Here is an 18,449-nt window from a genome sequence, read left to right on the forward strand (position 1 = left end):
CTGTTACTTTAAAATCAGACAAACTCTAATTTTGTAATATTTTGTCGAATTCATAGTTGCTATGAAAATTTAAACCTTTATACCCGAATTTCTGTGCACATAATAATCACAAATCAGGAGTAAATACCTATCAGATTAAACATTTCAACCTGAATTACGAAAGTACCACCTCATAAAAACATGAAAAAGTGCCCAGATCTTTGGTAGAATGGTGTTTGCCTAGAACATCACCAACCAAGAGAGGAGCACCCTTAAGGTGAAGTCTACCACAAAAATCGCGTCATTGAAAACGGCATTTTCTATGAGAAATGCAACAAATTTTGCAGGAAGCAAGGTGATCCTCGGATTTCTTGAAAACATCGGTTTGAATCAAGCCCTTCGGAGCCTTGGACTAGCCAAAGCGGCGAATGCCATCTTTCCGACGCATCGCATTCTGCAGATGCTCATCATCGGCTGGATTTTGGGCTGCGAACGTCTCTTTCATTTCAAATCCCTACAAGGTGATGCCTTGATCGCCCAGGCGCTGGGCGGCCGGGTGCCGCATCACACATTGTTAAACAAGGAATTGCTTCGTCTGGGCAAAGCCCACGACCATTTAGCGCCAGCCCTGCGAAACCTGAATGTCGAAATCATTGCACCGCAGCTACCCGACTCCTTGATTCTCGATCTGGATTCGACTGTTGAGACGGTGTACGGCAACCAGCAGGGAGCGGAAGTCGGTTTTAACAGTCAGAAGCGCGGCCGAAAGAGCTATCATCCCCTTCTCGTGTACGAAGGGCAGTCGCGAATGCTAGTGAATGCCGCGCTGCGTCCCGGCAACACGAGCAGTTCGACCGACGTCCTTTCGTTTGCCCGGCAAACGCTGGCGTTGTTGGAATCCCACCACGTACGCTATGCCCGGTTTGACAAAGGCTTTGGCGGAGAAGACTTCTACGCGTTCTGGGAGTCCCGTCAGATCGGCTACGTCGGCAAGCTGAAATGGACAAGTCGTCTCCAGGACCAAGTCAAAACCTGTGCGCATTGGACACGCTTTGTGGACGAGGACTGGATCATTGAAGGCATCGTGCTGGCCTACCAAGCGATCGGTTGGAAGAAGATGCGTCGTGTTGCTGTCATCCGCAAAATGCCGCGTTGGGACGGGGATCAGTCTCAGTTGGAACTGGATTTGCTTTGGCAATACGAAGCCATGGTCACAACGGAGGAATGGGAAGCCATCGATGTGTGGCGGTTCTACAACCAGCGCTGCTGCATGGAGAACTACATCAAGGAAGGCAAGAATGGCTTTGCCATCCACCGCATTCCAACGCAGTCGTTTGCCGCCAATGAAATCGACCTGCTCTTAAAGCTGCTCGCCTATAATCTCTTTGAGCGATTCAAGCATCATTGTTGTGAGCCGATTCACCGATCCTACACCATCCAGCGGTTCCGGCGAACGTTTTTTGTTTGTGCAGGTGTGTTTGTCCAGCATGCCCGCCAAATGACATTGAAACTGAGTACGTCTTTCCAAAACCAGTGGGCATGGCGACGAATGGAGCGAAAAAGTATTTTATTGGAATAAACGATAATCCCAATTTGTGTCTTGGAAATCCCGTTGCCCCTTCATGTGGGGAGGGGGAAAGTAACGGCATTTTTGCTCGCATTCCATTTTGACTGCATATTCTGCCTCCATAATTGGTTGTGAAATCCAAGTTCTGCGTCTTCAAAAGCCTGATTCTATAGGCTTTCGTAATTTAGGGCTTGCTGAACAAATCAAAAATTCAACAGTAACAAGGGTTTGGCGCCTCTTTTGTCGAATTTAGGTGCAAGGAAAACGAGGGCTAACCCGTGAAAAACCTTGCACTTGGAGGCGTCCGAATTGTATCAGCGAACCGAAAGCCAGATGATCCTGCCAGGCGATTTCTTCCTGCCATTCGGCGGAAAACTCGCCGAAGATAACCGTTGGGTGCTGCTCGCCCAAATGATTCCGTGGTGGAAGCTCGAAGAGAAGTACGCCAAGAACTTCAAGAAGAGCCTCAAGGGTCAAAAGGCCGTATCGATCCGCGTCGCACTTGGCGCTCTCATTATCCAGGAACGGCTGGGCACCGACGACCGCGAGACGCTTCGGCAGATTCTGGAGAACCCGTATCTGCAGTACTTCCTTGGCTTGCCGGAATACCAATACCGCCGTCCGTTTCATCATTCGCTTATGACCCACTTTCGCAAGCGGCTGGGCGGCGAGATCATCGATGAAGTGAATGAGTGGATCGCACTCGAAGAATCGCGCAATAACAGCGAATCTCCAGATCAATCGGACGACGACGATGATCCAAGCGGCGGAGCTGACGCGCACACATCCGATGAATCGGCAGAACCGCTGCCTCGGCAGATGGAACTGACGAACGAGGGTGAACTGCTGCTGGATGCGACCTGCGCGCCGGCGGACATCGCCTACCCGACGGATCTGTCTCTTCTGAATCAGGCCAGAGAAAAGCTGGAGCAAATCATCGACATCCTGCATGAACCGGAACGCGGAAAGACTCGCAAGCCAAGAACATACCGGGAGCGTGCCCGCAAAGCCTATCTGGCGGTTGCCAAGCAAAGGCGCGTGAAGCCGCGCACGATGCGCAAAGCAATCGGCAAGCAACTCAGGTTCGTTTCCCGTGATCTGCGCATCATCGCCGAACTTGCTTCCACGGGCGGCCTGACGCGGCTGCCACGCCGCATGTACAAGGAACTTCTGGTCATTCAGGAATTGGTTCGCCAGCAGCAAGCGATGTACGACAAACGTACGCACAGCGTACCGGATCGGATCGTCAGTATCGCGCAGCCGCACGTGAGGCCGATCGTGCGCGGCAAAGCCCGCGCGAACGTCGAGTTCGGGGCGAAGCTGGCGATCAGCGTGGTGAACGGCTACGCATTCCGGGAGCAACTGTCCTGGGAGAGCTTCAACGAAGGTCAGACGCTGCAGGCCGCAGTGGAACGCTACCGCGCCAGGTTCGGCTATTATCCCAAAGCGGTGCTGGCCGATCAGATTTACCGCACGCGGGACAACTTGCGCTTCTGCAAGGAGAAGGGAATTCGACTGAGCGGACCGCAATTGGGGCGTCCGTCATCCGCCGATCAGCAGGAGCAGAAGAAAATCGCCAAAGCGGATGCAGCCGCGCGCAATGCGGTGGAAGGCAAGTTCGGTGAAGGCAAGCGCAGCTATGGGCTTGGCCGTATTCGAGCGCACCTTCAGACGACCAGCGAGACCGTAATCGGGCTGCAACTGCTGGTGATGAACCTCGAAAAGAGACTCCGGGTTCTCTTTTTGCCCGTTTTGCAATGGCTATTGTCGAGGCTCCCAGTTCGTTTGCTCGTGTCACCGTAAAATGTGACCCGTTCAGCAAGCCCTAATTTAGGTTCAATACCGATTGTCATTCCAAAATTCTAACCCCAAGTGCGGCGGTTTTCCATTCCGTATCCCGTCCGAACCCATCCGCTTCTCATCGGCTATCCCGGCGTCATGCGGCGGGTTGCGAATGGCGGGCTGAGCGGGGCTGGCGGCGCTCGGCGGGCTGAAATGGGTAAATTTTACCCAAATGAGCGGGGCTGGCGGCGCTGGGCGCAAGCCCTGAACCGGGCCGGCATTACCGAGACGCGCGAAGGATCCAAAGGGGGCATTCGCCTGTCCAAAAAGGCCGAAGAAATTACGCTGTTCGACATCTTCCATGCCATCGAACAGGACCGCCCGCTGTTCCGCATGGAAGTGCCGGCGGCGCTCTCCGGCGAGCTGGTCGACCGGATCGCCAGCGCGACGATCCGATCGCTGCGGCAAGCCGAGCAGGCGATGACGATCAGCCTGCGCGGCGAAGGGGACTGACCGTTTGGAACAACGACAAAAAAAGCGATCCCCGCCGTCCGAATGCAAACGGCGGGGATCGCTTTTTCGCATTCCCGATTACGGCCCCTCCCGTGCCGGCAGCCATCTGAAAGTGGCTGCCGAGCGGGCAGGCAGCGTATACGCGAACGACTGCCGCCGCCATACCGCTTCGAAGGTACGCGGCCGGTCGCCGGTATTGACCGCGATCAGGACGATCGTTCCGTCCGGATTCCGGAAGGCGACGTTCTCGATGCCCGCGGAGGCCGGCGAGGAGTCGATCCGTACCGCGCCGCGACCGACAAATTTGCTGACGTGGCCGAGCGCGTAATATTCGACGTTTTTCACGGCTTCCCCGCTTCCGGGGTCGATCGTAACGACGCCTCGGCAATCGGCGCAGCCTCCGTTGGCCGGGCCGCCTTCCGGATCGAGGGCCAAATTCCAGAGCAGAATCGTTTCCGCCCAGTTGCGGGCGGCGCCGATCATCAGCTTCGACATCAGCCAGGCCAGATTGCTTCCGAAATCCTCGCTCCAGCTTCCGCCGCTGCATTCCGTAAAATACACGGATTTGTCGGGAAAAGCATCGTGTACGCCCGTCATCGCATCCGGCTCGCCGCTGTAGCAGTGGTATGCCGTTCCTTCCGTATACCGGTTGGCTTCCCCGTCGCTCAGCACGGTTTTGGCATAGTCCTCTCCGCCGTCCCAGTTGTGGTCGTAAGCGATGATTTTCGTCTCCAGCCCGCTTTTCTCGAATGCCGGTCCCAAAAAATCGCCGATAAATTTCGCCTGTTCTTCGGCCCCCATGCTCATGCTCGGATAGTCGGGCGAAGTAAATTCCGGTTCGTTTTGGACCGTGACCGCGTCAATGGGGATGCCCTCCGCCTCGTACGCTTGAATATAGCGGACGAAATATTCGGCGTAAGCCCGGTAAATCCGGTCGTCGGCAGCATTCAAGTACCAGCCGTTAGGGGTGGCTTCCCCGTGCTTCATCCAGGGCGGAGCGGTCCAGGGAGTGCCGAGAACCTTCACCCGTTCATATTGGCGGACGATTCGCTGCAGCGCGGCGATGACTTCGGCATCCTTGCCGACCGAAAAGCGGGTCAGCCCGAAATCCGTCTCCCCGGGAGGCAGATCGTCGTAGGTGTAGCTGCTCGGATTGCCGTTTTCGTCCACCGAAAAATCGGAAGCGCCGATCGTATGGCGAACGTAATCGAGGCCGATTCCGCCGTCGCCGAAAAGCTCTTCGAGCAGCCGGTCCCGCTGCGGTTCGGACATCTTCGAGTTGATCAAATAGGCGCTCGAACCGGTAAGCGCCGCGCCGAAGCCCCGCATCGTCTGATACTGCCGCCCGGCATTCACCTCGATGACCGCGTCGGCAGCTTTGGCCTTCCCGCTGAACGCCGTTTCCGGTTGCGGACTCAGCAGGCTGCTCCGATCGGCCGTCGTCAGCCACGCTTCCGCGATCAGGACGCCGGCCGGCGAACCGGTGCCGGCGCCGGGAATCGACGCCAAAACGACGAGGGCGGCCAACGCCCCCCATATTCGGCAAAGGATTCGCGTCCCCTCCTCTCCCCCGAAAGACGAGGAAGAAGCCGAAGCTCAAAGCTCCGGCTCCTTCCCCCAAACGGTCGTTATTTCCCCGACGGGCTTCCGACGACGACGGAAGTTTCCAGACGAATGTCGGCCGAAGAGCTGCCGATATAGACGGGAACTTCGCCTTCCAGCATGACCCATCGGTCCGCTTGTTCGTCCCAGTAAGACAGCGCTTTTGGATCGAGCTCGATCTCCACGCGCTGCTGCTTGCCGGGCTGAAGCTCGACCTTGGCCCAACCGGCCAGTTGCTTCGGAGCCGTGGTCACGTCGGTCGGCAACTTGCCGGTGTATACCTGCACCACTTCCGCCCCCGAAACGTCGCCGGTATTGCGCAAATTCAGGGACACCTTGATTTTGCGATTGTCGGCATTGCCGCTTACCGTCGTTTTCGCGTTGCGGTATTCGAAGGTCGTGTAGGAAAGGCCGTGTCCGAAGGCGAACGCCGGCTGCAGTTCGTTCTTCTCGTAGCCGCGGTAGCCGACCATGACGTCCTCGCTGTATTCCGCCACGCCGCCGACGCCCGGGAATTGCGTCTCGGAAGATACCGGCGTGTTGTTCTCGTCCACCGGGAACGTAACCGGCAGCTTGCCGGAAGGGTTGACTTCCCCGAACAAAACGTTGGCGATGGCATTGCCTTGTTCCTGCCCGGCGTACCAGGCTTGCACGATCGCTTTTACATCGTCTTTCCAGCCGTCCATTTCAACCGCTCTGCCGCTCATCGAAACGACGACGGTGTTCGGATTGGCGGCCGCCACCTCGGAGATCAATTGTTCCTGATTGTTGGGCAAATCCAGATCGGAACGATCGATATAACCTTCGCTTTCATAAGTGCGAACGACGACGATCGCGACGTCGGAACGGGCGGCGAGATCGACCGCTTCCTGCATCGTCGGGTCGACTGCATCGGCAGGCGGAACCCAGCCCAGCCGGATCAAGCCGCCGAAATCGGAATCGAGCGTGTTCGGCCAGTCGGTGCGATATTCGATGCGGATATCGTGTTTTTCGCCGGCGACGAGGTTCACCTTCGCTTCGGTCGTTTCGACGGTTTCGCCCTTGTTGTCGATCAGCAGTTCGCCGTCGAAATACAGCTTCCCGGAGCCGAGGCTCGTAATCGACAATGTGTACTCGCCGGTTTCCGGGGCGGCGATGGAGCCCGTCCAACGGGCCGACATCATGCCGTTGAATGGGTCCGGCAATTTCGTCAGCTTCGAGGATTGCCCGTTCAACCCGTCGTAGTTATAGAAACCGAGGTTCATGTTTACCTGGCGTTCGGTGCGGACAAGCGACGGATCGCCTTCCATTCGGTTGTTCGTCCAATATTCCCCGTGCAACCCCGAACCTGCGGCCGCTGCGCCGTTTCCGGAAGCGGCGCTTTCCGGGAAGAGCAGCGAAGAAGGCACGGCCGACGGACCGTTCAGAATATCGCCCGTGGAAATCGGATCGGTTCCCGGGGCATATTCCACTTGCACGCCGCTTCCGGCCTGCTCGCGAATCGCCTCCAGCGGGCTCACGGTGTACGTCGGCTGCACGAGGGAGCTTCCGCCGACCGTGGCGTAGCTGTCCGCATCCGGTCCGATGACGGCGATCGAGTCCAGCTTGTCCTCGTCCAGCGGAAGCGCGTTATCCTCGTTCCGGAGCAGCACCATCGTTTCCTCGGCGATTTCCAGCGCGGCTTGCCCGTGCTCCGCCGCGGGGATTTGCACGTTCACGGCCGGCTTGTCGAACAAGCCCTTATCGAACATCTGCACCAGAATTCTTTTCGCCATGCCGTCGATTGTTTCTTCGCTAACCTGACCGTTTTGAACGGCGGCCAAAAGCTTGTCGCCCCATTGGCCGTAAGGCACGCCCGGCGTTTCGAGGTCAAGTCCGGCGATCGCCGACTCCGCGGTGCTCAGATTGGCGCCGTAGTCGCTCATGATAAAGCCGTCGAAGCCAAGGCGGTCTTTGAGCAGCTCCGTCAGCACCGTCGGGTTTTCGCAGGCGAATACGCCGTTGATTTTGTTGAACGAGCACATGGCGGCGCCGAGGTCCGCTTCTTCCACCGCCGCGGCGAACGGGCGCGTATAGATTTCCATCATCGCGCGCTCGCTCGCCTCGGTATCGACCGTAAAGCGTTCCGTCTCCTGGTTGTTCAGCAAATAATGCTTGGCGGTGGCGATGACGGGATATTTTTGCACCTCGTTCACATAGGCGACTCCGAGCTTGGATTGGAGAAGAGGATCTTCGCCGAGCGACTCGAAATTGCGAGAGCCCCAGGGCAGCCGGGCGATATCGAAGCCCGGGCCGAGAAGCACGTTGTGGGTCGTATTGTACGCTTCGTTGCCGATCAAATCGCCGTAGCGTTTCGCCGTTTCCGTATTCCAGGTCGCGGCCAGCGCGATCGGGGTCGGAAAAGCGGTCGATTTTTTATTCTGAATTTCGGGGTTTGCAATACGAATGCCGGTCGGTCCGTCGGCCATCGTCAGCGCGGGAATTCCCAATCGTTCAATCGGAGCATTGTAAAAACCGTAGTAGTTGTTCAAATTTCCCGTAACGAATTCGACCTTTTCCTCAAGAGTCATCTCCTGAAGCACCAGTTCGGTTCGCTCTTCCGGGGATTTGGATGCGTCCAGCCATGGTTGCGTCTCGGCCGCCGCGGCCGTATGAAGCGGCGATACGACGGCAATGCTCGTAACCACCGCAGCGAGCATCGCTCGAAACGGTTTTAACGATTTTTTCATCACTTGATGTTGTCCTCCCTCAAACGGTGTTGAATGTCATGATGTCGTTTTCCCTTGATCCGACAGCCTCTCCCTTTCCGGCTGTATGTACCGCATTCACCTCCGTTGCGTACTGTCAAATCGGGCCGGCCTGTCGGGGAACCGCGCGGTCGTGACGGAAACCGGATTAACCAAACTAAACAAACGTGAATAATCGGAAAATTAAGCCCGACGTCTCCCGAACGCGTCCCCGTTTAGCGGTTATCGTGCGTTTGCGTTTCCGGCCGGTCCTTTCGGCTCCGACCCGCACAGCTTCAACCCGCAGCCCTTGGCCGCCCAATACAACCGTAAACCAAAATTTTGCGAAATGCACTCCCAAATATTGGGTTGATGAATGGAATGGATGACATGATTTGTAAGTAAGCGTTTCAAGGCAGCGCTTAACATTAAATTTTTTTTACCGCATTCAGGTTGATTATGACCGAACCCTTATAAAATAGTTCAAATTGTGTCCTAAAATATTACAAAATATTAATCTTCGAAAAACAGGGTCTGGACAAGATTCGGGGCATGACCTTCTCCAATAAGCTTTGGGCGGCAGGCACCGGGAGCTCGGCCAGGGACAACTGTCGGCCCTTGGCGGGTTGAGTTGGGTCGCCACGACCCAACTGGAGCGGCAGAGGGCGTGCAGAGGCGGTGAGGTGAGTCATGTTTACCCAACTTAGCTCGACTGTCGGCCCTTGGCCGGTTGAATTGAGTCGCCACGACCCAACCGGACCGATAGCGAATGCGCGGAGGCTATAAAAAAAGCGACCCCCTCGTCCGCCCACGAACGAAAGGGATCGCTTTTTTTACACCCGCTTACAGGCTCATTTCCAAAATCGCCTTCACGTCGTCCTTTTCCAGCTTTTTGAACGAGCCGATCGGACCGAAGAGTACCGCTTCCGCCGCCATCCGGTCCAGCTCCTCGCCGCCGATGCCGAGCTGGCCGAGCGTCGCCGGGGCGCCGATGCGCGTAAAGTACGCGCGGGTCGCCTCGATGCCCGCGAGCGCAATTTCGTCGTCGCTTTTGCCGGCCGGATCGACGTTCCACACGCGAACCGCGTATTGAACGAACCGGTCCACCCGCTCCTTGTACACATATTTCATCCAGTTCGGGAAAATGATCGCCAGTCCCGCCCCGTGCGCGATGTCGTAAATCGCGCTCACTTCGTGCTCGATGCCGTGCGTCGCCCAGTCGGTCACGACGCCGAGCGGCAGCGTGCCGTTCAGCGCATATGTACCGCAAAGCATCAGGTTGGCGCGGGCTTCGTAATTCGATCCGTCCGCAAGCGCGATTTCGCCGTTTTCGATCACCGTCTGCAAAATCGATTCCGCGAACCGCTCCTGCAGCGGCGTATCGGTCGTCCGGGAAAAATATTGCTCGAACACGTGCGACATCATATCGACGATGCCGTTCGTCGTCTGGTCTTTCGGAACCGTAAACGTCAGCTCCGGATCCAGGATGGAAAATTTCGGGTAGATGAGCTTGCTCCCCATCCCCCGCTTCTGCTTCAGCTCCCAGTTCGAAATGACGGCGTTGCCGTTCATCTCCGAGCCCGTCGCCGCCAGCGTCAAAATCGTGCCGAGCGGCAGCGCCTCCCGGATGACGGCTTTACGTACGCAAAAATCCCATACGTCTCCCTCGTAAGGAACGCCGGCCGCAATCGCTTTGGAGGCGTCGAGCACGCTGCCGCCCCCGACGGCGAGAATGAAATCGACCCGCTCCCGGCGGCAAATCTCGATGCCTTTGTTGACGGTGGACAATCGCGGGTTCGGTTCGATCCCCGAAAGCTCGAATACCGCCGCCCCGATGCCGTCAAGCTGAGCCTTCACCTCGTCGTACAAGCCGGTCCGTTTGATGCTGCCTCCCCCGTATACAAGCAAAATGCGCTTGCCGTAAGGCTTTACCAGTTCGCCGAGCTGCGCCACCGTCCCTTTGCCGAACACGAGCCGGGTCGGGTTATACAGTTGAAACGAGTTCATACAGCTGGATTCCTCCTTCGGAGTTCGAATGGCCATCCCGTATATTGTACCATGTTTCGTTGTTCGAAGAGGAGGCCGGGCCGGGCCGGGCGCAAGGTGCCGCGCAACGCCGATCCCCCGGCGCAACCGGCCAAACCGGATGCCGAGCCTGAAGCCGAACAGCAGTCCACCTCGACGCCTATGCTTTTCAGTATTGCCGATCAACCTTTCAACAATCCGATGGATAATATTTTAATTCCTCTGAATATAATGTCCTTGGAAGGTTAAGCCGGAAGGGGGACGGCGACTTGCGCGCGAACGGAATCGGAGCTTCCCTGTGGGCGTTTCTGGCTCGGGTCAAATGGCTTCAGGTCATTTACGTGGCCGGAATCGTCGGCATCGTCGCCTTCAGCGTCTACTCCCTGATTCGCATCGAATCTTCGCCGGGCTCCGCCGCCCGGCCTCCCGGGCCCGCCCCCTCCGCATCCGGCAAAACCGCGGATACGCTGACGACGCTGATCGTGAAGCCGATCGTGGAATCGGAGACGAACCAGGTCATATTCCGGGGCCTTTTTTACATATTCGTATGGCTGCTGCTGTTCCTTGTCGTACCGGTCGCGCTCATGCGGTTGCGAAGATTTCGTTTTTTTCAAGTGGAGTTTGAATTGGAAACGGAAAAGGCGGCGATGCAAAACGCGATTGTCACGTCCTCCAAAGCTTCGCTCATGGCTTATTTGACCGGGAACGACGTATTCGTCAAGACGCTCGCCTGCCTGGACGGCAACTCGATTCGTTTTCAGACCGTGCTCAAGACGCTCCTCGAAGAAATCCAGACGGCCTATCGCGAAACGTTCAACGCCGCCTTCGTCTTCGAAGTGTACGAAAACGACACGCCGGCGAAATACCGGCACCTGGCCCAGGATTCGCTGCTTACGAACAAAGCCGCCTGCTGGAATAAACCGAACAACGACAGCCCCTTCAAATGCAATTTGCTGGTCTACCGTCACGAACTGGACGACGGCGAGTACCTCGTAACGGTGTGGAGCAGTTATTCTACCCAATTTGACTTATTTGACCAGCAAGTTTTGCCGCTGCTGCATAATGTAATTATGAGAAATATCGAAACGATCGAGCTGATGGTCGTGGCCACTTATCCCGTAGATTGACTTTCCTGTTTGAAAATCGGGGAGGAGAATTTACTTTATGGATCGAGGAGTTGAAGGGATGAACGATAAAAAAAATGCTCCCATCAATGCGGCGAACGTCATCAAGCGGGCCGCCGATATGTTGACCAGGCCACGGGAACCTTCCAAGTCGGCCTCGGAAGCGATGAAGAACATCAAGGTTTCCAAGGACGATCCGCTCGTCAAACCGTTCACGAATCCGCGTTGATTCGAACGGGCTGATCTGCATGCCGCCGCGGCGGCTTGTGGGACAGCCTATTTTTTTATGAAAATAATGGAGTACGTTTCGACAAATGATTCTGATTTTCGTTATTTTTCGATATAATATAGTCAGTGGTTACAGAAAGGAGCAATCCGGCTCATGAGGGCGATATTGGTCGATGACGAAAAGCTCGCGCTGCAGCACTTGGAGAATCAACTTCGAAAAATGTCGGGAATCGACATCGTAGGCGTCTATCAGCACTCGGAGGATGTGCCGGGGGCCGTGTCCGAACTGAGTCCCGACGTTGTTTTCCTCGATATCGACATGCCTGTCATGACCGGAATCGAAGTCGCGGAACACATTCTGATGCGGGCTCCCGACACGTTCGTCGTTTTCATTACCGCTTACGACGAATACGCGATCAAGGCTTTCGAGCTCAACGCGGTCGATTATTTGCTGAAGCCTCTCGACTACACGCGGCTTCAAACGACGATCGAAAGACTCAAGCATCGGCTTGCGCACAAGCCGGCAGCGAAACAATCGGCCCCGGAACCGATGCTTCGCTGCTTCAAAACGCTCCAATACGGCGGCTTGGAGCCTGTCGTCCTTCCTTGGCGCACGGCCAAGGCGCAGCAATTGTTCGCTTATCTCGTCCATCATCGGGGCCAGCAGGTTCGCAAAGATACGCTGATCGAGCTGCTGTGGCCCGAAGTCGACCTGAAGAAAAGCCTCACCCAAATGTACACCTCGATGTATCAGCTGCGGCAGGCTCTGCAGGCCGTTCAGCTCCCGGCGAAGGTTCACAGCCTGGATAAAGGCTACCAGCTCGATTTGCAAGGGGTGCGCATCGACGTCGACGAATGGGAACGCAAGCTGTCGGAGCTTGCGCCGCCGGACGAGCATAACCTGGCGGAGCACAAGCAGCTGCTCGAAATCTACCGCGGGGACTATTTCGAGGATTACGATTACATATGGGCGGAAAACGAAAGAGAGCGCCTGCGGACGCTTTGGTACGAGCACGCGCTGAGCGTGGCGGACTGCCTCGACAGAATCGGCCGCTATGCGGAAGCGTTGTCTCTTTATCATAAAATTCGCGACCAGTTCCCTTATTCCGAAGAAATTTACTTGGCCTTGATGAAGCTTCATCACGCCCACGGCAACCTCACCGCCGTTCAAAAACAATACCACGAGCTTTGCGAGGTGTTGACGGAAGAATTCGGAGCCGCGCCTTCCCCGGAAATCCGGGAGTGGTATAACGAGCATATGGACCCGGTCTCCTCGTAGCGGGCGCTTCGGCCCGGCGCGCGGACGGGAGCGGTCTTTTCGCCCTCGAGAGCGGGGCGTTTCGGTCGCGGCGCGCGGACGGGAGGATTCTACTCGCCCCGGAGGCGGGGCGCTTCGGTCGCGGCACGCGGACGGGAGCGGTCTTTTCGCCCTCGAGGGCGGGGCGTTTCGGTCGCGGCGCGCGGACGGGAGCGGTCTTTTCGCCCTCGAGAGCGGGGCGTTTCGGTCGCGGCGCGCGGACGGGAGCGGTCTTTTCGCCCTCGAGAGCGGGGCGTTTAAGTCGCGGCGCGCGGACGGGAGCGGTCTTTTCGCCCTCGAGGGCGGGGCGCTTCGGTCGCGGCGCGCGGACGGGAGCGGTCTTTTCGCCCTCGAGGGCGGGGCGCTTCGGTCGCGGCGCGCGGACGGGAGCGGTCTTTTCGCCCTCGAGGGCTGGCCGTGCCCGCATGGACGCCGTCCCCTTCTCCGTTTCGCCGTCGCTCCCCCTCATGCTGCCGGTTTAACTCCGCATAAAAACGCTCGGTCGGCTTGCCGCGCATCAGGCCGCTGTTGCCCGGTCGCCGACTTGGTCGCTACTTTTCCCCGGCTTCGGACATTCGAATAGCGCCGGGCTCCGATAGCTGAAGCAGTTCCGGCAATTCGTCCCAGGAGACGATGCGCGGAAGCCGAAGCTGCCGATTGTAGGAGTTGTCTTTGACATAGACGTTCAAAGTCAGATCGGACAGCGTTTCCAGCACCGCGGGCTTGTCGTCGAAATAATAATCCAGCCCGAGCTCGCGAATGATATGAACTTTTTCCGTATCGCTCATCCCGCAAAAAAAGCGGTCCGGCGCTACCGGAAATCCCGCCTTGACGAGCCAGCTTTTCGTCCGATCGCCGTATATCGCATCCCTGGCCGTTATGTAGTAAATCTCATGTCCTTCCCGGTCAAGCCGTTGAAGCGCCTCGACCGCTCCCGGGAACGGAGGACAATCGGTAAAATAAATCTCGTCCCGCAGGGCGTTCCACATTTCCTTCCCCTCCTCGGACGTCATGCCGAAAGGTTCATGAATCGGAACCGTCGTCAGCTCGCGAAACCTCTCCAGCGGAATTTGCCGGTTCAACTTCTTGTTGTACAAATGAAACGCGTATTCCCGCAAATTGATTAACGTATCGTCGATGTCAAAGCCTAATTTCATCCGGTAAACTCCTTAAGGGGAAAATGGAAGGCATCCGCTCCGTTCGGATCTCGGCAGCCCGATTGGAGAGGATAAGCTCCCCCTTATTCTACCAGATTGGGCCGGTGCCGCCTAACCGATAAGCGCGGGACCGGTGATGGGGGCGAAAGATGTAGTGCCCCCCGTGCGCTACATTGAGGCTGCGCGAAGCGGTTGCGGCACATGTAGCGCACCCCGTACGCTACATCGAGGCTGCGCGGAGCATTTGCGGCACATGTAGCGCACCCCGTGCGCTACATCGCGGCTGCGCGGAGCATTTGCGGCACATGTAGCGCACCCCGTGCGCTACATCGCGGCTGCGCGGAGCATTTGCGGCACATGTAGCGCACCCCGTGCGCTACATCGCGGCTGCGCGAAGCGGTTGCGGCACATGTAGCGCACCCCGTGCGCTACATCGCGGCTGCGCGGAGCATTTGCGGCACATGTAGCGCACCCCGTGCGCTACATCGCGGCTGCGCGGAGCGGTTGCGGCACATGTAGCGCACCCCGTGCGCTACATCGCGGCTGCGCGGAGCATTTGCGGCCCATGTAGCGCCCCCCGTACGCTACATGTCGTTATTTTCTCTGATGCCAGCCGTTTCGGGCCTCACTATTACGGTCTCCAGGGGCCGTTATTTGCTCGCATCACGGAATATTTCGCAATTAGCGGCCTTTCGTGACCCGTTATTTCCATTGCCACCCCCTTTCCGGCCCCACTCGAACCAATTAACGGCCTCCAGGGGCCGTTATTTACTCGCCTCGCGGGATATTTCGCAATTAACGGCCTCCAGGGGCCGCTATTTACTTGCATTGCGGGATATTTCGCCATTAGCGGCCTTTCGCGACCGTTATTTCCGTTGCCAGGCCGTTTCCGGCTTCACTGAACGAAATTACGGCCCCTAAGTCCAGCCGCGGCGGCCAACCAAACGCGCCTCCCCCGCCTTGCTTGCGCGAGCGCGCTTATTGCTCGTGCTTTTTCAGCAGGATGACCGCGTTGTGGCCGCCGAAGCCAAACGAATTGGACATGCCGATGCGCAAGGATGCGCTTCGGGCCTCGTTCGGCACGTAGTCGAGATCGCAGTCCGGATCGGGCTCCTCCTGATTGATCGTCGGCGGAACGATTCCCTCCTGCAGGCTTTTGACGAGCGCGATCGCCTGGGCGCCGCCGGCCGCTCCCAGCATATGGCCGGTCATCGATTTGTTCGCGGTAACCGGGATGCGAAACGCTCGCTCGCCGAACAGCTTCTTGATCGCCGCCGTCTCGGATTTGTCCCCGAGTCCCGTGCCGGTCGCATGGGCGTTGATGACGTCGACGTCCCGCGAATCGAGGCCCGCTTCCCGAAGCGCCATCTTCATCGCCTGGTACGCGCCGGCTCCTTCCGGATGGTTCGCCACCATATGGTAGGCGTCCGAGCTCGCCCCGTAGCCGATCACTTCCGCATGGATCCGGGCATTCCGCCGCAGCGCGTGGGACAGCGATTCGAGCACGACGATCCCGGCTCCCTCGGCCATGACGAACCCGTCCCGCTTCCCGTCGAACGGACGGCTGGCTTTGGACGGCTCGTCGTTCCGCGCCGACAAGGATGTCGCGTTCGCGAAGCTCGCCAGCGCGATTTCGGTCACCGCCGCCTCCGTTCCGCCCGCCACGACCGCGTCGAGGCTTCCCGAACGAATCCAGCGCCACGCTTCCCCGATCGCCGTGTTGCCGATCGAACAGGCCGTTACCGGCGATATCGACGGTCCGGTAAGCCCGTACCGGATGCCGATCGTCGCCGCCGCCATATTCGAAATCATCATCGGCACGAGCGTCGGACTGACTCTCTCCGGCCCGCGGCCGCGCAGCGTGTCCGCTTGCCCGAGCAGCGTTTCGATGCCGCCGATCCCCGACCCGACGAAAACGCCCACCCGCTCCCGATCCGCAAGTTCCAGGTTCAGGCCGGAATCTCCGAGCGCCTGTTCCGCTGCGGCCAAAGCGAATTGCGTAAACCGATCCATCCTTCTCGCCTCTTTCGCGCCGAATCGCCCCGCGGCATCGAAATCCCGCACCAGGCCCGCGATTTTCGTTTTATGCCGCGACGTATCGAACGTATCGATCAGGGAAACGCCCGATTGTCCGCGAACCAGCCCGTCCCACAGCCGCTCGGGATCGTTGCCCAGCGGCGACACGACGCCCATCCCCGTAATGACGACTCTTTCCATCGCTTATGCCTCCTTGTCGCTTCCTAATCGCATTAGATGATCGTAGTTTGTCACACTCGATATCCTATTACAAGTTGTAGTTAATCCTAGTATAATAAGTAATAGGATATAGAAGTGGTCTGGAGACCGGTCTCGGAATGGATCTGACAATCGATCTGGAAGTGAATCTGAGCAATCGATCTGACAATCGATCCGGAAGCGGATCTGGCAATGGATCGCGGAAATACGGAACGATAGGCATTCGAACCCCAAAAAAGGAGAAACCCGAATGAACCGGGAAACGAGATTAAAGGCGTTGTCGGAATTCCTCAAAACGAAACGGGCCAAAATCGCGCCCGAGGACGCCGGGTTCCCCGTCGGTTCGCGCCGCAGAACCCCGGGCTTGCGAAGAGAGGAGGTCGCCCAGCTGGCGGGCGTTAGCCCGACCTGGTACACGTGGCTGGAGCAGGGCCGGGACATTCGCGTTTCGGCTTCGGTCCTGAACTGCGTGGCGGCGGCGCTGCTGCTGAACGACGACGAGCGGAAGTATTTGTTTTCGCTGGCGCTGGAGGCCGGGAGCGGCGTTCCCGCGCTTGCGGAAGAGCCATCCGCGATCAGCCCCTCCCTGGAAATGATTTTGCGCGAGCTCCGGTACTGCCCGACGGTCATTTCCGACCGGCGCTGCCAGATCGTTGGCTGGAACGCCGCGGCCGCGTACGTGTTCCTCGATTTCGAGCGGCTCCCCCCGCAGGAGCGGAACATGATCCGGCTGCTCTTCGTCCGCAAGGAATTCCGGCGTCTCGCCGTCAACTGGGAGCATTTTGCCGGCGGGTTTTTGGCCATGTTCCGGGCCTATTACGGGCAGTACGTGCAGGACGAGTGGTACGAGCGGTTTATTGCCGAGATGAAGGAAAGCCATCCGGATTTCGGCGAATTGTGGGAGCAAGGTCAAGTCAGCTCCGCGCCGGACGTGGCTGTCGAATTCCGTCACGCGAAAGCCGGAAAAATGCTGTTTCACCTGACTTCGCTGCAAGTGCAGGGCAGCGCCGATTTGCGCTGCAGCGTATATACGCCGGCCCCCGGCACCCCGACGGAAGCCAAGCTGAGGCGGCGAATGGAGCAAAAATCGGACGAATCCGTTTCCGCCGATTAGGCCACCGGTCGTACCACACGAAGTTATTGCCGCCATTCTTCATTAACGTTTTTTTCAAACAACGAGTTGGCTACTGACCTGTAATAAGCGGTTCCTGGAAGTGCGCGGCGGCTGACCCGTTTAGAAAAACAGACGACCGCTTTTTGGTTTTTGACCGGAAAGTGATCTCTGATTTTTCTGGAATGAATTCCTAACTCGTCTTGCCGAAATCAAATCTCTCTCGTGTACATGTTCTGATCCTGCAATCGAATCAGTACTTTGCCAAAACGTCCGCCCTCCTGGATGACTACTTTGTCGGACGGATAGGCTTGCTCCAAATAGCCGGCAATGATGTTCCGATTCCGCTCATCAACGGGCAGACGGTGATGGCCAAGCCAGGTCAGAGCTTCCTGCAACGCCGCTTCTCTGGAGACTTCCTTCGTCTTCGCTTCCCGCGTGATCAGCGATTCGTAGGCATAACCTTTCAAATACAGCAGATGCAGCAAATATCCCATCTCTTTAAGTTGCGTATGGCGAGGCTGATCAGTGATAAGCGGCCAAATTTCATTCACCAGGCTGTGCTCCCCTGGAATGACCGGCATACTGATATAACAGAACTTTCGAGCGCACTGGAGCACCTTCTCCACAATTCCCCAATTGCGAATGACCGGGCACATCGAGACAAAGACGAGATCGAAGGCCTCGTTCCAGCCCTCGGCCTCTACGTCAATAACTTCAAACGGTACGGGTACAATTTTCACTTGATCTTCGGCGAAGTTCAAGATGTTTTCTTCCAGCAATTCGATCAGCGGGGGAGAAGTCTCTACGGCGGTTACACGAGCCCCTCGCTCCGCAAACGGTACGGAGAACACGCCCGATGCGGCGCCAATATCGAGCACGGAGGCATTCTCGAATTGGACGCCTTGTCCTTCCAGCCAGTTCATGATTCGTTTGGTTCGTTTCCTTCCCTCTTCGCTAAACGATTGTTCGTTGAACGTCTTGGCTTTGGGGTCAAAAGACCGGGTAGGATCAATTCCCTTCTGTTTCATCCGATTGATTATCGAATCGGACTCGTCTTTCCACGCTTTTTCCCAGTTTGCTGCATTAAAAAGATCGATCATGAGTATTCCCCGCGCTTTCCT

The 18,449-nt window shown here is 57.4% G+C and carries 13 protein-coding genes; 7 read left to right on the plus strand and 6 right to left on the minus strand.

Annotated features, from left to right (window positions below):
- Positions 1 to 256 precede the first annotated feature (256 nt).
- From JW799_RS03330 to JW799_RS03340, 3 genes are all read left to right on the plus strand, one after another.
- Positions 257 to 1,558: an IS1380 family transposase gene (locus JW799_RS03330; RefSeq protein ID WP_080832311.1), complete on the plus strand. Its 1,302-nt coding sequence runs from the start codon at positions 257 to 259 to the stop codon at positions 1,556 to 1,558.
- 297 nt (positions 1,559 to 1,855) lie between these two features.
- Entirely contained in the window at positions 1,856 to 3,349 is a 1,494-nt protein-coding gene (locus JW799_RS03335; RefSeq protein WP_205428670.1) for an IS5 family transposase, read from the plus strand.
- 192 nt (positions 3,350 to 3,541) lie between these two features.
- Positions 3,542 to 3,841: an Rrf2 family transcriptional regulator gene (locus tag JW799_RS03340; RefSeq protein WP_205428671.1), complete on the plus strand. Its 300-nt coding sequence runs from the start codon at positions 3,542 to 3,544 to the stop codon at positions 3,839 to 3,841.
- Between the two features lie 78 nt (positions 3,842 to 3,919).
- Here the strand turns inward: JW799_RS03340 and JW799_RS03345 are convergent, their stop codons facing one another.
- The 3 genes from JW799_RS03345 to JW799_RS03355 all read right to left on the minus strand — a co-directional run bounded on the left by JW799_RS03345 (position 3,920) and on the right by JW799_RS03355 (position 10,155).
- On the minus strand, positions 3,920 to 5,368 hold the full coding sequence (locus JW799_RS03345; protein ID WP_240353135.1) for a glycoside hydrolase family 30 protein: 1,449 nt from the start codon (positions 5,366 to 5,368) through the stop codon (positions 3,920 to 3,922).
- A gap of 101 nt (positions 5,369 to 5,469) precedes the next feature.
- On the minus strand, positions 5,470 to 8,151 hold the full coding sequence (locus JW799_RS03350) for a beta-glucosidase (RefSeq protein WP_080835867.1): 2,682 nt from the start codon (positions 8,149 to 8,151) through the stop codon (positions 5,470 to 5,472).
- Positions 8,152 to 8,991: 840 nt separating this feature from the next.
- Complete coding sequence (locus JW799_RS03355) at positions 8,992 to 10,155, minus strand: iron-containing alcohol dehydrogenase (RefSeq protein ID WP_205428672.1); 1,164 nt, start codon at positions 10,153 to 10,155, stop codon at positions 8,992 to 8,994.
- A gap of 287 nt (positions 10,156 to 10,442) precedes the next feature.
- Between JW799_RS03355 and JW799_RS03360 the strand changes: the two genes are divergently transcribed.
- From JW799_RS03360 to JW799_RS03370, 3 genes are all read left to right on the plus strand, one after another.
- The gene (locus JW799_RS03360; protein ID WP_080835852.1) at positions 10,443 to 11,300 is read left to right on the plus strand and encodes a hypothetical protein; all 858 of its coding nucleotides are present in this window, start codon (positions 10,443 to 10,445) and stop codon (positions 11,298 to 11,300) included.
- Positions 11,301 to 11,358: 58 nt separating this feature from the next.
- The gene (locus tag JW799_RS03365; RefSeq protein ID WP_176220761.1) at positions 11,359 to 11,526 is read left to right on the plus strand and encodes a hypothetical protein; all 168 of its coding nucleotides are present in this window, start codon (positions 11,359 to 11,361) and stop codon (positions 11,524 to 11,526) included.
- Positions 11,527 to 11,679: 153 nt separating this feature from the next.
- Positions 11,680 to 12,804, plus strand: a complete 1,125-nt coding sequence (locus tag JW799_RS03370) for a response regulator (protein WP_080835849.1) — start codon at positions 11,680 to 11,682, stop codon at positions 12,802 to 12,804.
- Between the two features lie 569 nt (positions 12,805 to 13,373).
- Here JW799_RS03370 and JW799_RS03375 read toward each other — a convergent pair.
- Positions 13,374 to 13,979, minus strand: coding sequence for a 5' nucleotidase, NT5C type (locus tag JW799_RS03375; RefSeq protein WP_080835845.1), 606 nt, complete (start codon positions 13,977 to 13,979; stop codon positions 13,374 to 13,376).
- Positions 13,980 to 14,957: 978 nt separating this feature from the next.
- On the minus strand, positions 14,958 to 16,196 hold the full coding sequence (gene fabF / locus JW799_RS03380) for a beta-ketoacyl-ACP synthase II (protein ID WP_080835842.1): 1,239 nt from the start codon (positions 16,194 to 16,196) through the stop codon (positions 14,958 to 14,960).
- 268 nt (positions 16,197 to 16,464) lie between these two features.
- Here fabF and JW799_RS03385 point away from each other — a divergent pair, with 268 nt between their 5' ends.
- Complete coding sequence (locus JW799_RS03385) at positions 16,465 to 17,328, plus strand: helix-turn-helix transcriptional regulator (protein ID WP_080835839.1); 864 nt, start codon at positions 16,465 to 16,467, stop codon at positions 17,326 to 17,328.
- Positions 17,329 to 17,537: 209 nt separating this feature from the next.
- Here the strand turns inward: JW799_RS03385 and JW799_RS03390 are convergent, their stop codons facing one another.
- Entirely contained in the window at positions 17,538 to 18,428 is an 891-nt protein-coding gene (locus tag JW799_RS03390; RefSeq protein WP_080835836.1) for a class I SAM-dependent methyltransferase, read from the minus strand.
- Between the last annotated feature and the right edge of the window lie 21 nt (positions 18,429 to 18,449).

Origin of the sequence: Cohnella algarum (assembly GCF_016937515.1) — a bacterium.
In the GTDB taxonomy this organism is placed as follows: Bacteria; Bacillota; Bacilli; order Paenibacillales; family Paenibacillaceae; genus Cohnella; species Cohnella algarum.